General features: G+C 74.0%; 12 protein-coding genes. 8 read left to right on the top strand and 4 right to left on the bottom strand.

What is annotated here, in order from left to right; all coding sequences use genetic code 11:
- Positions 1 to 4 precede the first annotated feature (4 nt).
- Positions 5 to 1624, bottom strand: a complete 1620-nt coding sequence (locus BX286_RS15920; protein ID WP_121015263.1) for a glycoside hydrolase family 26 protein — start codon at positions 1622 to 1624, stop codon at positions 5 to 7.
- Between the two features lie 292 nt (positions 1625 to 1916).
- On the opposite strand from BX286_RS15920, the gene BX286_RS37880 reads away from it, so the two are divergent.
- The 5 genes from BX286_RS37880 (at position 1917) to BX286_RS36575 (ending at position 7835) form a co-directional block, all read left to right on the top strand.
- The gene (locus BX286_RS37880; RefSeq protein WP_315974732.1) at positions 1917 to 3521 is read left to right on the top strand and encodes an ATP-grasp domain-containing protein; all 1605 of its coding nucleotides are present in this window, start codon (positions 1917 to 1919) and stop codon (positions 3519 to 3521) included.
- A gap of 267 nt (positions 3522 to 3788) precedes the next feature.
- Positions 3789 to 5066 carry an NAD(P)-binding domain-containing protein gene (locus tag BX286_RS15910; protein ID WP_100863493.1) on the top strand — a complete coding sequence of 426 codons (1278 nt, stop codon included), beginning with the start codon at positions 3789 to 3791 and terminating at the stop codon, positions 5064 to 5066.
- Between the two features lie 23 nt (positions 5067 to 5089).
- Positions 5090 to 5443, top strand: a complete 354-nt coding sequence (locus BX286_RS15905) for a hypothetical protein (RefSeq protein ID WP_100863494.1) — start codon at positions 5090 to 5092, stop codon at positions 5441 to 5443.
- Positions 5444 to 5457: 14 nt separating this feature from the next.
- Positions 5458 to 7545, top strand: a complete 2088-nt coding sequence (locus BX286_RS15900; RefSeq protein WP_237293326.1) for a SpoIIE family protein phosphatase — start codon at positions 5458 to 5460, stop codon at positions 7543 to 7545.
- A 113-nt stretch (positions 7546 to 7658) separates the two neighbouring features.
- Complete coding sequence (locus tag BX286_RS36575; RefSeq protein WP_187344148.1) at positions 7659 to 7835, top strand: hypothetical protein; 177 nt, start codon at positions 7659 to 7661, stop codon at positions 7833 to 7835.
- A gap of 38 nt (positions 7836 to 7873) precedes the next feature.
- Here the strand turns inward: BX286_RS36575 and BX286_RS15895 are convergent, their stop codons facing one another.
- Positions 7874 to 8314: a DUF6299 family protein gene (locus BX286_RS15895; RefSeq protein WP_148710275.1), complete on the bottom strand. Its 441-nt coding sequence runs from the start codon at positions 8312 to 8314 to the stop codon at positions 7874 to 7876.
- Between the two features lie 205 nt (positions 8315 to 8519).
- Here BX286_RS15895 and BX286_RS15890 point away from each other — a divergent pair, with 205 nt between their 5' ends.
- A complete protein-coding gene (locus tag BX286_RS15890; RefSeq protein ID WP_079427733.1) occupies positions 8520 to 9131 on the top strand; it encodes a DUF4352 domain-containing protein in 612 nt (203 codons plus the stop codon).
- Between the two features lie 57 nt (positions 9132 to 9188).
- Positions 9189 to 9683, top strand: a complete 495-nt coding sequence (locus tag BX286_RS15885; protein ID WP_079427731.1) for a DUF5949 family protein — start codon at positions 9189 to 9191, stop codon at positions 9681 to 9683.
- Positions 9684 to 9787: 104 nt separating this feature from the next.
- On the opposite strand, the gene BX286_RS15880 is transcribed toward BX286_RS15885, so the two are convergent.
- Both BX286_RS15880 and BX286_RS15875 read right to left on the bottom strand, forming a co-directional pair.
- Positions 9788 to 11044, bottom strand: a complete 1257-nt coding sequence (locus tag BX286_RS15880) for a cytochrome P450 (RefSeq protein WP_079427729.1) — start codon at positions 11042 to 11044, stop codon at positions 9788 to 9790.
- Positions 11045 to 11139: 95 nt separating this feature from the next.
- Positions 11140 to 12297, bottom strand: a complete 1158-nt coding sequence (locus BX286_RS15875) for a low temperature requirement protein A (RefSeq protein ID WP_237292872.1) — start codon at positions 12295 to 12297, stop codon at positions 11140 to 11142.
- A gap of 376 nt (positions 12298 to 12673) precedes the next feature.
- On the opposite strand from BX286_RS15875, the gene BX286_RS15870 reads away from it, so the two are divergent.
- On the top strand, positions 12674 to 12859 hold the full coding sequence (locus BX286_RS15870; RefSeq protein WP_261993434.1) for a hypothetical protein: 186 nt from the start codon (positions 12674 to 12676) through the stop codon (positions 12857 to 12859).
- Positions 12860 to 12935: the final 76 nt, after the last annotated feature.

Below are 12935 nucleotides of genomic sequence, written 5' to 3'. Positions count from 1 at the left end.
CCGGCTAGAAGGGCCAGAACCCGGAGTCCCCACCCCAGCCGCCGAAGGTGATGCAGAGCGACCGCTTGCCCATCAGCTTCGAGAACCAGTCGCCGAAGTCGAGCGGCAGGCACCACTGCTTGCTGTTGACGGGCTGCTGGGGCTGCGGCTTCGGTTCGGGCTTGGGCTGCGGCTTGGGCAGTGGCTTCGGGGGCTGGGACGCGGACGGAGCCGGCCGGGTGGGCAGGGGCTGGGGCTCGGGTGCGACCGGGGTCGGCGTCGGTGTGGGGGTGGGGGTCGGGGTCGGGGTCGGGGACGCCTCGGGGGTGGGCACCGGCGGGACCACGGGCGGGACGGAGACCTCGGGTTCCGGGCGTACGGGGGTCGGGGTGGGTGTGGGAGTGGGGGTGGGCTCGGGGGCCGGAGCGGATGCGTCCGGTGTGGGCGCGGGCGGCGTGGGGACCTGGGGAGTGGGGACCTGCGGGGTCGGGACCTGCGGGGTCGGGATCTGGGGCGTGGGGATCTGCGGGGTGGGGATCTGCGGGGTGGGGACGACCGGCGTGGGGACGACCGGCGTGGGTACGACGGGGGTGGGGACGACGGGGGTCGGGATCACCGGGGTGGGGACGACGGGCGTGGGGACCACCGGGGTCGGGACCACCACCGGTCCCTGGTCGGTCAGGGCGTCCCGGAAGACCTTGGAGGACTGCGGGTTCTGCTTGCACTGCCAGACGCCGTGCGGGCAGTAGTCGGTGATGGTGTGGTAGAGCGGGTGGTGCTGGTCGATCCACTGGAGCATGCGCCGTACGTATTCCGGGTTGTCCCCGTTGCGGAACAGCCCCCACTCCGGGTACGAGATCCGCTTGCCGTGTGCTTTCGCGAAGTCGACGTGCTGCTGGAGCCCGTACGGCTGCTTGACGTGGTCGTCGAAGGTCCGGCCGGGCCCCTGGTCGTACGAATCCATGCCGATGACGTCGACCACGTCGTCGCCCGGGTAGCACGCGGTCCACGGGATCGCGTCGGTTCCCCGGTTGGGGGTGAAATCGAACTTGAACCGCTGTCCGGGGACGGAGCGCATCGTGTTGACGACGCGGTTCCAGTACGCCTTCCAGTGTTCCGGGTCGGGACCGCAGCGGTGGGTGTACGTGGTGCCGTTCATCTCCCAGCCGAGCACGATCACCGTGTCCGGGACGCCCAGCTCCACCAGCCGCTCGGCCAGCTTCCGGAAGTGCCGGTCGTACTCGCCCTGCGCGCCCGCCCGGATCAGCTGGGTCACCTGCCAGTCGGGCACCCGGCCCTCGTTGCGCGCCTGCATGGGCACGTTGAGGACGAACATCCGGTCGTCCTCGGCCCGGCGCCACTGCGCCCAGTCCTCCAGGAACGGGACGCGGCCCTCGATGCCGGCCCAGGAGTCGCCGGGCAGATAGGTGTGCCCGACCCGGATCTCGCGGCCGCCCAGCCAGCGCGACAGGTAGGGGATGCGGGCGATGCCGGCTCGCCCGTAGTCGAGATAGGCGCCGAAGGCGGTGTCGGAACCCTGGGCAGGATCGTCGTCCGGCGCCGCGAGCGCGGCGCCGGTGGCGAGCAGCCCGGCCGTGACCGTACCGACGCAGGTGCTCACCAGGCGGTGGTGTGGTCTGGCCATGTCGTCTCCCGAGCTCTGCCGAACCGGTGTGCTTGCCCAAGACGTTAGACATCACATCTGACGAACGGCCTGTCCGGTGGCCGCTTCCTAGGCCATTCGCAGCTGCGCATCCCTCCCGCTTGGTCCGACTAGGTGAAAGTCCGTTTGTATGTACGCGTTCGACGGCCATGTGCCCGCAGTTCTGCTCAGACTCGATCGCAATCCGTTCCACCACGGAACCCTCGGCGCCGTCAGATCCCTCGGCCGCCAGGGCGTGGAGGTCCATGCCGTCGTCGAAGCCGGAGGAGGTCCCGTGAGCCGCTCGCGGTACCTGCGCGCCACGCATCCCGGACCGGCCGGCGGAGTGGACCCGGAGGCGCCCGAAGCGCTCCTGGAATGCCTCGTCGGGGTCTCGGAGCGGATCGGCCGGCCCGCCGTGCTCGTCGCCATGGACGACCTGAGCGCCATCGCGGTCTCGCGCGTGGCCCCGATGCTGACGGGCCGTTTCCGGATCCCCCATCAGCCGGACGACCTGCCCGCCCGGGTGGCGGACAAGGCGGAGCTGTCGCGGCTGTGCGCCCGCTGGGACGTCCCGCACCCGGAGACCGTGATCCCGCAGAGCGGGGGCGAGGCGGCCGGGGCCGCGTGGGCACTGGGGCTGCCGGTGGTGGCCAAGTGGAGCCGGCCCTGGCTGCTGCCCGCCGGGAGCGGGCTGCGCAGCACCACGCTGGTGGACAGCGCCGCCGGGGCGCGGGAGCTGTACGAGCGCTCCGCCGAGGCCGGGAGCCCGCTGCTGCTCCAGCGCTTCCTGCCCGCGGGGCCCGACACCGACTGGTTCTTCCACGGGGCCTTCGGCCGGGGCGGGCGGCCGCTGCTGGCCGGGTCGGGCCGCAAGGAACTGGCGTGGCCGGTCCGGGCGGGGCTGACGGCGGTGGGGCGGTGGCTGGCCGACCCGGCGGTGGAGGAGTCGGGGCTGCGGCTCGCCGAACGGCTCGGCTACCAGGGGATCCTGGACCTCGACTTCCGCCGCGACGAGCGGGGTGCGGTGCGGCTGGTGGACTTCAACCCGAGGCCGGGGGCGCAGTTCAGGCTGTTCGCGGACGACGCGGGGCTGGACGTGGTCCAGGCGATGTACCTGGACCTGACGGGGCAACGGGTGCCGGAGCCCGCGGGTGGTCCGGGGCGGGTCTTCGTGGCGGAGAACTACGCCCTGCTGGCGGCGGTGCGCGGGCGCTCCCTGCCGCGGCTGCGGCTGCGGGGCGGCGGTGGTGCCGGGGGCGCGTCCGGGGCCGCTGCCGGCGGGGTGGGTGGTGGTCCGGGGGCTGCGGGGGCTGCCGGGGCTGCCGGGGCTCGGGGTTCCGGTGCGGACGGCTCGGGTGTCCCGGGGGCGGGTGTCGTTCCGGGGCCGGGTGTTTCGGGGCTTTCCGGTGTTTCGGATCCGGGGCCTTCGGGTCCGTCGGGTCCTTCGAGTCCGGGTCTCTCGGGACCTTCGGGTCCTTGGGGTGCTGATGGTGCCGGTGGTGCCGGTGGTGCTGCTGGTGCTGGTGCTGGTGGTGCCGGTATGGCGTCCGGTTCCGCGGGGCCCGGGGCCCTACGGGTGGCGGAGGACGGGGAGCGGGGGCGGGTGGAGGCGGCCTGGTTCGCCGCCGACGACCCCGGGCCGTTCCTGGCGATGCTCTGCGCCTTCCTGGGGCGCGGCCTGGGCAAGGGGGCGCGCCTCCTGCGCGGGGTCCCGGCGCAGGGGCGGCGCACCGTCCGGGCGGTGCGGGCCCCGCGCCAGCGCGGCGGCGAGCGGGCGGGCGGGGACGGCCTCGCGGAGGCCGGCCCGGCGGTGACCTGCCAGGGCGCGCCGGGGGTGCCCGCACCCCCGGGCTCCCCGGAGGCGTCGGCGGAACCGGACGAGCTGGTGTCGCGGTGACCGGGCCACGGGTGGCCCGGCGACGGGCGGCAGGTGACGGGTGGCCGGGGCGACTGGTGACTGGTGACTGGTGACCGGGCCGGGCGGCAGGTGACCGGGTGACCGGGTGACGGGTGACCGGGCGGCAGGTGACCGGTGACCGGCCGCGCGGGCTCCGGGGTGGCGTGGTGACGCCGGGGTGACGGTGCCCCGGTGACCTGGTGACGGGCCGTCACGCGGTGGCGTGGCGGTGGTCGTGCTGGAGGAAGAGGAGCGGCCGTGAGGCGGATGGACGATCTCGTGGTGGTCGGCGCGGGCCCGTACGGGCTGTCGATCGCCGCGCACGCGGCGGCGGCCGGGCTCGGCGTACGGGTGCTGGGCCGGCCCATGGCCTCCTGGCGGGACCACATGCCCGAGGGCATGTACCTCAAGTCCGAGCCCTGGTCCTCCAGCCTCTCCGCCCCCGGCGGCCGCTACACCCTCGCCGAGTACTGCGCCACCCGGAGCCTCGTCGCGGAGCACGGCAGCCCGCTGCCGATCGGCACCTTCAGCGCCTACGGGCTCTGGTTCGCCCGCCACGCCGGCCTGCCCGAGGTGGAGGAGGTCACCGTCACCGAGGTCGCCCCCGAGGGCGACGGCTTCCGCGTCAGCACCGCCGAGGGCCCGCCGCTGCTCGCCCGCACGGTGGCCCTGGCCGTCGGGGTGATGCCGTTCACCCACTACCCCCGGGCGCTGCGCGACCTGCCCCCGGCCCACTACTCGCACAGCAGCGGCCACCGCGACCTGTCCCGGTTCGCCGGGCAGGAGGTCGCCGTCCTCGGCGCCGGGCAGGCCGCGCTGGAGACCGCCGCCCTGCTGGCCGAGTCGGGGGCCCGGCCCTGCCTGGTGGCCCGCCGGTCCCGGCTGAACTGGAACCCCGTCCCGCAGCCCCTCCGGCGGCCCGTGCTGCGGGCCCTGCGCGACCCGCACAGCGGGCTCGGCACCGGCTGGCGGAGCTGGGTGTGGTCGGAGCTGCCCTGGGCCGTGCGGGGGCTGCCCGCGCCGACGCGGGAGCGGATCGCCGCCACGGCCCTGGGGCCGGCCGGGGCGTGGTGGCTGCGGGACCGCTTCGAGGGGAGGGTGCCCGCGCTCATGGGGCACCGGCTGCACCGGGCGGTGGCGGTGGGCGGCCGGACCCGGCTCGGGCTGACCACGGCCGCGGGGGAGTCCGTCGTCCTGGACACCGCGCACGTCATCGCCGCCACCGGCTTCACCCCGCGGCTGGGCCGGCTGCACCTCCTCGACGCGGGCCTGCGGGCCGCGCTGGCGACCGTGGGCGAGGGGGACACCCCCGAGCTGAGCCCCGGTTTCGAGTCGTCCTGGCCGGGACTGTTCTTCGCGGGGCTGCTGACGGCTCCCTCATTCGGACCTTCCATGCGATTCGTGCACGGCGCGGGCTTCACGGCGGGGAGACTGGTGAAGGGAGTCCGCAAACGCCTCGGCGCGCGGGGTCCCCTGCCGGGCCGGGCCGGCGGGGTCCGGCCGGTCCGGGCGTCCGCCGGACGTCCGGAGACGTATCTACGCTGAGATCCACCTGAGAGGGGTCCGCGATGAGCGCGGAGCGAGCACAGGGCGGCCGTGGCTGGGTGCGCATTCCCGCCAGCCGGGGCGAACAGCCCCCGCCGGCGGCCACGGGCAAGCCGTACGGGCAGGGGCAGCACGGAGCGTACGGGGGAGGGCAGCACGGGACGTACGGCCCAGGCCGGCACGGCTCCGGCCCGTACGCCGCGACCCCCTTCCGCGGGACCGGCCCGTACGGGCCGGCCGGGGCGGGGGCCGGGGACCCGGCGCAGATCTACCTCTCCCTCGTCCAACGCTGGCGGGAGGCCGGGCGCACCCTTCCGGGGCATCCTGACGAGGAGTGGGAGCGGCTGATCTCGCAGCCGTGCTGGCCCGGCCGTTAGGTGGTGTGACTCTGGTGGCAGCGGCGGAGCGGGACGGCGCGGGGCAGGGCGCGCCCCAGCCCCTGACGGGCCCCGGGGAGCGGCTCGCGCTCAACGGCATGGGCAGCTTCGAATGGGACCTGGACAGCGGCACCCTCGTCCTGGACGAGGCCGGGCTGTCCGTGTTCGACCTGGAACCCGAGGAGTTCGACCACACCCCCCGGGGCCTCGGCCTGCGCATCCCGGCCGACGACTCGGCCCGCCTCCAGGACACCGTGGACGGGGTGCTCGGCGGCGGCGGGGAGACGTACGGCTCGTACTTCACCGTCCGCCGGCGCGACGGCCGCGACCAGTGGACGCACACCCAGGGCCGGGTGCTGCGCGACGCCGACGGCAGGGCCCTGCGGATCGTCGGCATCGTCCGCGACGCCACCGCCGAGCTGGCCCACGCGACGGTGCTGCGGAAACTGGAGAACGCCCGCATCCAGCAGGCGGCCATCGTCCAGCGCACCACCGAGGCCCTGTCACGGGCCGTGACCGTCGACGACGTGACGGCCGCCCTCACCGGCGCGGGCGCTCTCGAACGGCTCGGCGCGGACGGGCTGGCCCTGGGGCTCGTGGAGAACGGCGCCATCAAGATCATCGCGTTGAGCGGGGAATCCCTGGAGATCCTCGACGAACGGAAGTTCACCCGGCTGGACGGCTCCCTGCCCCTGTCGCAGGCCGTGGTCACCCGCAAGGCCCGCTTCGTCACCTCGCTCACCGCCCTCGCCGACGAGTTCCCCCTGCTGGCCGACTACCTGCGCCGCATCCGCTTCGACGCCGCCGCCTACCTGCCGCTGATCGCCCAGGCCCGGGCCATCGGCGGGCTCGTGCTCTTCTACCGGCGGCGCACCGAGTTCAGCCCGGAGGAGCAGAACCTGTGCCTGGGCCTGGCGGGCATCGTCGCCCAGTCCCTCCAGCGGGCCCTGCTCTTCGACCAGGAGCGTGAGTTCGCCACCGGCCTGCAGGCCTCGATGCTCCCCCGCCGCATCCCCGAGATCACCGGCGGGGAGATCGCCGTCCGCTACCACTCCGCGTGGAGCGGACGGGAGGTCGGCGGAGACTGGTACGACGTCATCTCCCTGCCCCGCGACCGCGTCGGGATCGTGGTCGGCGACGTACAGGGCCACGACACGCACGCCGCCGCCATCATGGGCCAGCTGCGCATCGCCCTGCGCGCCTACGCGGGCGAGGGGCACCCGCCGTCCACCGTCCTGGCCCGGGCCTCCCGCTTCCTCGCCGAACTCGACACCGAACGCTTCGCCACCTGCATGTACGCACAGGTGGACCTGGAGACCGGAGGCGTCCGGGCGGTCCGCGCGGGCCACCTCGGCCCGCTGATCCGGCACACGGACGGGCGCACCGGCTGGCCCAACGTCCGCGGCGGCCTGCCCCTGGGGCTGGCCTCGGCCTTCGGGGAGGAGGACTACCCCGAGACCCGGCTGGACCTGGTGCCCGGCGAGACGCTCGTCCTGTGCACCGACGGCCTCGTCGAGGAGCCCGGCTCCACCATCACCGCCGGCATGGACGCGCTGGCCCACGCCGTGCGCAGCGGGCCCCAGGGCCCCGGGGAGCTCGCCGACCACCTCTCCGACCGGCTCTGGGAGCGCTGGGGCTCCGGCGACGACGTCGCCCTGCTCGTCCTGCGGCGCGCCCCCGACCCGGGCACGCACCGCGCCCCCCGCATCCACCAGTACGTCCACCAGGCCGACCCCGAGGGCCTCTCCGAGGCCCGCTACGCCCTGCGGCAGGCCCTGCGGGACTGGGGGATGGGCGAGCTGGCCGACGACGTCGAGCTGGCGGCGGGGGAGCTGCTGGTCAACGCCCTGCTGCACACCGACGGCGGGGCGGTGCTGACCATGGAGGTGCTGCCGGAGCCGGTGCGGCGGATCCGGCTGTGGGTCAAGGACCGCTCCAGCGTGTGGCCGCGCCGGCGCACCCCCGGCGAGGCGGCGACCACGGGGCGCGGGCTGCTGCTGGTGGACGCGCTGGCCACGCACTGGGGCGTGGAGTCCCGGGGCGACGGCAAGGCGGTGTGGTGCGAGTTCGACGCGGGCGCGGCCGCGCGCGGCACGGCGTGACCGTGAGGCTCCGTGACCGAACGGTCACGCCGGGTTGTGAGGTGCGGGGAGCGGAGTCATGATTCGGCCATGAAACCGAAGCGTGGTCTTCCGCGCGGCCGTCGGAACGAGCCGTGCGCCGCCTGAGCAGGGGCACGGTCACGGGCATCGTGATAACGCTCCTGGTGCTGCTCCTGGCGGCCGGGGGGCATGCGGTCGTGGACTGGACGACCGGGCGGCCGCACAGCGAGCCCGGATGCCAGACGGTCGCGTTCATGTCGATGACGGGCGTCGCGCCGGAGTGCCGGTAGCGGCGGCTACCGGAACCCGCCCGCGGACCGTCGTCCCGCTACCGGTGGTCGACGGTCACCTCGATGTCCTGCCGGTCCTCGGCGACCGTGCTGAGCGCACGCGGCATCAGCCCGGTCATGTGGATCTCCTGGAGCTCCGCGACGGCGCGCGCGGCACCCGGGTGCAGGCCGCCCGTCATCGGGCTCACCGCCTCCCAGCTGTGCTCCCGGCCGTCGCAGAAGACCTCCCCGGCGCCGATGCTCAGGCGAGTGGCGTCCTGGACGACGGTGGCCTTGATCTGGATCGCGGCCGAAGCCGGCGAGAGTTCGCACTGGTAGGTGCCGGAAAGGACGACCGAGCCCTCCGCGGTGATGCGGGCTTCCGGCCGCAGGGAAATTCCCTGGTGGAAAACGGTGGCCAGGGCGGGAGTGGCGAAGAGGGCGGTGGCGGCCAGGGCGGAGAAGGCGGTCAGGGTCATTCGGCGGGCGGGGATGCGCATTTTTCCTCCGGGTGGGTGGGGCGGCGGGATTCCGCCGCAACGCATTGTGCTGGCAGTCGGCGGCCAACCCGGTCCGTGCGCTCGTGTCGGTGTGTGCAATTCCCCGCTCGGGCGCGTGAGACTGGCCGGAAGATATCGTCGGCAAACGCCGCCGCCTTCCCTTCCGCCGATCCCCGGATCCGCAGAACCCCGAAGGGGTCCCCGTATGCGTCAGACCGCCTCCGTACTCGCCGCCACCGCGCTCCTGCCCGCCCTGCTGCTGACCGCCACCGCCTGCCAGAGCGCCTCCGAGGGGTCGGCCACGGCCCCGGCCGCGGCGCCCGCCGTCCCGGTGGACGACGGGGCGCCCGGCACCGACGAGGAGCCCGTCGCCCCGGACCGGGCAGACGCGGCGGGCGCCGCGAAGGATGCCCATGTGGGTGACTCCGTACGGGTGCAAGGGCGGGAGGTGGGTCGACACCTCCAGGCGGTGCTCGGCGCGTTCGTGGACCCCGCCGTCAGCGTCGAACCGAACTACGCGCCGCCCGCCGGGAAGCGCTGGGTGGCCGCCTCGATGTCCTTCGTCAACGTCGGCGGGGCCTCGTACGGGGCACTCGGGCGCATGTGGGCGTACGACGGCGCGGGCAAGCGCTACCCGGTCGTGCGCACCGGTGAACTCACCACCGGCAAACCGCTCGTCTTCGATTCCCTGGCGGTCGGCGAGCGGGCCGAAGGATGGGTGGTGTTCGAAATTCCGGAAAACCAGCGCATTGTGCGGCTCCAGTACCAGGACGCGAACATGCGGCCGAATTCCGGAGGGGGATTCTGGGCCGTGTAACCCGCCCGGGTGAAAGGCCGTGAAAGGCCCGGGCGGGAGAGCACTAAGGTGCGGCGCATGACTTCAACGCAAGCCGAAACCGACCGCTCCCTGCTCGGCACCCTTTCCGTCCTCGCCTGGATCGGTGACCCCTCGGAGGGCCACGACGTCCCGTACCTCATCGCCTACACCCTCGGCGACGGCCCGCAGGGCCGGGAGGGCGGCGAGGCGGCCGCCCGCGGGCTGCTGGAGGAGATCGGCCTGCAGATCGGCGACGTGGTCATCGACGGAACGCGCAACCCGCGCACCTTCCCCGTACAGATCCTGCTGGCCGACGACCAGATCGCCCTGACCATGCCCGGGCTCAACGCCACCTGCACCGCGCCGCCCGAGTGGGTCGCCGCGGCCAACGAGAGCGGGCAGGCCTACTTCCTGTTCGCCACCCGCGCCTGGCCCGAGGCCGTTCCCGGCCAGGTGGTGTCGCCGGAGCTGCTCCAGGGCTTCGCCGGGGACGAGGCGGTGCTGACCAGCAGCGCCCACTGCGTCCTCACGGTGCAGACCCTGCAGAAGTAGCCGCGGCGGCGGACGCCGCGCTCCGGCCGCCGGGCTCCCAGCCTGCCCGGCGGCCGGCCCCTTTCTCCGGTGGCCGGCCCCCGTCTCCGGCGGCCCCCTCCGGATCAGGGGGTGTCGAAGGCGAACCGCAGCGAACGGACGCGGTTGTCGAAGTTGGACCCCGCCAGATCGGGCAGACCCACCGCCCGCAGACCCACCGGCCGGGTCAGCAGCTCACGGAAGAGGGCCTTCATCTCCACCCGGGCCAGATGCGCGCCCAGGCAGAAGTGCGGGCCCCCGCCGCCGAAGCCCAGATGGGGGTTGGGCGAGCGGGTGATGTCGAAGGCGTCCGGGTCGGGGAAGACGGCCTCGTCCCGGTTGGCGGAGGCGTAGTACAGCACCACCTTGTCCCCGGGCTCGAACGCGCGCCCGCCCAGCGTGTGTTGCGCCGTGACCGTCCGGCGGAACTGGATGATCGGCGTGGAGTGCCGGATCATCTCGTCCACCGCCCCGTCCGCGTACTTCTCGAAGTCCGACAGCAGCAGGTCCCGTTGGGCGGGGAAGTCGGTCAGCAGGGTCAGCCCGTGCGTGATGGCGTTGCGGGTGGTCTCCACCCCCGCCACCATCAGCAGGCTGAAGAACGCCCCCAACTGCCGGGCACCGAGCGCCTGCCCGTCCACGTTCGCGCAGACCAGCGCCGAGATCAGGTCGTCGCAGGGGTTGCGACGCCGCTCCCGGCCGATGCCCGCCACCATCCGCTGCATCCGCGCCAGCGCCCGCAGCCCCCGCCCCGGCATCCGCAGCCGCGACGCCAGCCCCCGCTCCACCCCGATGTTCTCCGAGGCGTGGTTGACCCGGTCGGCGATCTCCGCCCGGTAGCGCTCCGGGATCCCCATCATGTTGCAGATGACCTCCAGGGGCAGCCGTGAGGACACCGCCGAGACGAACTCCTCGGGCCGCCGCTCCAGCACGTCGTCCACGATCCGGGCCGCGACCGCGTGGATGTCCGCCTCCGCCGCCGCCAGCAGCCGGGGCGTGAACGCCCGCTGCACGATCTTCCGCAGCTGTGCGTGGTCCGGGCCGTCCAGGTTGACCATGGAGTCCCCGAACAGGGCCCGCACCCACCGCGCCGGCTCCGGCGTCGTCACCCCGGGGGCGCTCGCGAACACCTTGGGCAGCCGGCTGGCCTCCTGCACGTCCGCGTGCCGTACGAGGGCCCAGTGGCCGCCCCGGCCGCCGCCCTCCGGGACGAACACGGGGGAGTCCAGCGCGCGCAGGCGGGCGAAGGCCGCGAGGCGGTCGGCGGGCGGCCGCTGCCAGAAGCCTGGCTCGGCCAGTTCCCCGCCGGGGCCGGTTGCGAGTCTCTGTGAGGGGAGTGTCATCCGAGGTGCCTCTCTGCTGTCGCCCGTCGCCGTGGCGTCCTGCGATGGAGAACGGCGGCGGCGCCATGGGGGTGACGGTCCCGGGCGCCACCGCCTCAGACGGTGGCCGGTACGGGGCGGACCGAGAGGGTCGTTCCCGCCGCCACCGTGGCCGCCGAGACCAGGCCCGCGTACAGCACGGCGTAGGAACCCGCCCAGGTACAGGCGAGGATCGCGACCGCGGCCACCGGCAGCACCAGCTGCTGGGCGAGCCCCCGCTTGAAGTGCCGCGAGTGCAGCAGCCACACCATCAGCAGGAACACCGACGCAGGGACGGTCACGGCCGCGTTCGCCGCCACCTGCGAGATGTGCGCCTTGCCGACCGCGTGCTCCACCGCCACCTCGATGCCCGCGCCGATCGCCGCACCCGAACCGAAGACCACCAAGTGGCCGTAGCCCCACGGGATCGCCTCCCGGTTGGAGTTCAGCCGCTCGTGCATCGGGACCGCGAAATAGATCCACCACGCGGCGAAGACGATCAGCAGCCCACCCGCCGCGATGGGCAGCAGCTCGCCCAGCGCCTCGTGCTCGTCGAGGGCCGACTTCACCGCCACCGTGCTCGCGGCGATCGTCTCGCCCAGCACGATGATGGTGAACAGGCCGTACCGCTCCACGATGTGGTGGGCGTGCCACGGCGTCTGGTGCCCGCGCTCCGCCACCAACGGGACCATCAGCTCGGCCACCAGCAGCACCAGGAACAGCCGGCGCTTCCAGTCGTCCGGCGCAAACAGCAGCCCCACCCAACCCGCCTGGCACAGCAGCAGCCCGGCGGCGTACTTCAGCGCTGCGGACCGGCCAGGCCCGCTCTCCCCGGCCGCGGCCCGCAGCCACTGCGCCGTCAGCGCCACCCGCATGATCAGGTAGCCGACGACGGCCACCGTCCAGTCATTGCTGTCGAAGGCCCGGCTCACCCCCGCCGCGTAGACGAGGACCCCCGCGATCTGCACGAGCGTGGCGATCCGGTACGGCACGTCGTCGCAGTCGTAAGCGGAGGCGAACCACGTGAAGTTCATCCACGCCCACCACACGCCGAAGAAGACGAAGAAGTAGCCGACCAGCCCGCTGCCCGGATGCCCCTCCGCCAGCGCGTGCACCAGCCGCTGGCCCGCCTGTGCGACCGCGACGACGAAGCACAGGTCGAAGAACAGCTCCAGGGAGGTCGCCGTCCGGTGGCCCTCGACGCGGCTGCGGGCGGTCATCGGCACGTACGTCATACCGCCCAGCACACCAGGGCCCACCCGCCCGGCAGCCGAGGCGCGCGGCCCGCGTCCCGCGGGTACCCCGGGCGGACGCGGGCACCGGCGGACAGACCAACGCACCTCCCGTGCCGGGACCTTGTCCCGCCGTCCGCACGACGTTCGCCCCTGCCGCACGCCACCCCCGCGAGCAGAGCCCGGAAGGGTCACGACCCTTCTCGACCGTCAGGACGACGCCACGAGCACGGCAACCCAGCAAGCGCCGGAGGTACTGGCCGACCCGGCACAGTACCGGCCGGGCCACACCATCACGCAATGGACGCCGGAGGATCCGTCCTTCTGGCCCGAGGGCCAGGGTCCCGAGGCGCAGGCGGCCGCGCTGAAGCAGTCGGAGATGGAGGCGGGCGCCGTCACCGGCTTCTCGTCCGCCATCGCCGCCTACGGCTTCTTCTTCATCCCCGCCATGTTCGAGGCCACCGCCGTCACCAACGCGCTGTGGATGTTCATCGGCTTCTACGCGACCTGCCTCGCGGTCTGCTGGTGGTTCTACGCCCGCAAGGGCGCGGAGGCCCCCAGCTGACCCGGGCCGGGGCCGGGGCCCGAGCCGGGACCCCGCTCCGGGCCGGGGCCCGAGGCCGGGGCGGCCGTACCCTTGA

Source organism: Streptomyces sp. 3211.6 (assembly GCF_003634815.1).
Classification (GTDB): Bacteria; Actinomycetota; Actinomycetes; order Streptomycetales; family Streptomycetaceae; genus Streptomyces; species Streptomyces katrae_A.
Note: the sequence above shows the minus strand (reverse complement) of the source record. Positions and strands in the feature narration are given on the sequence as shown.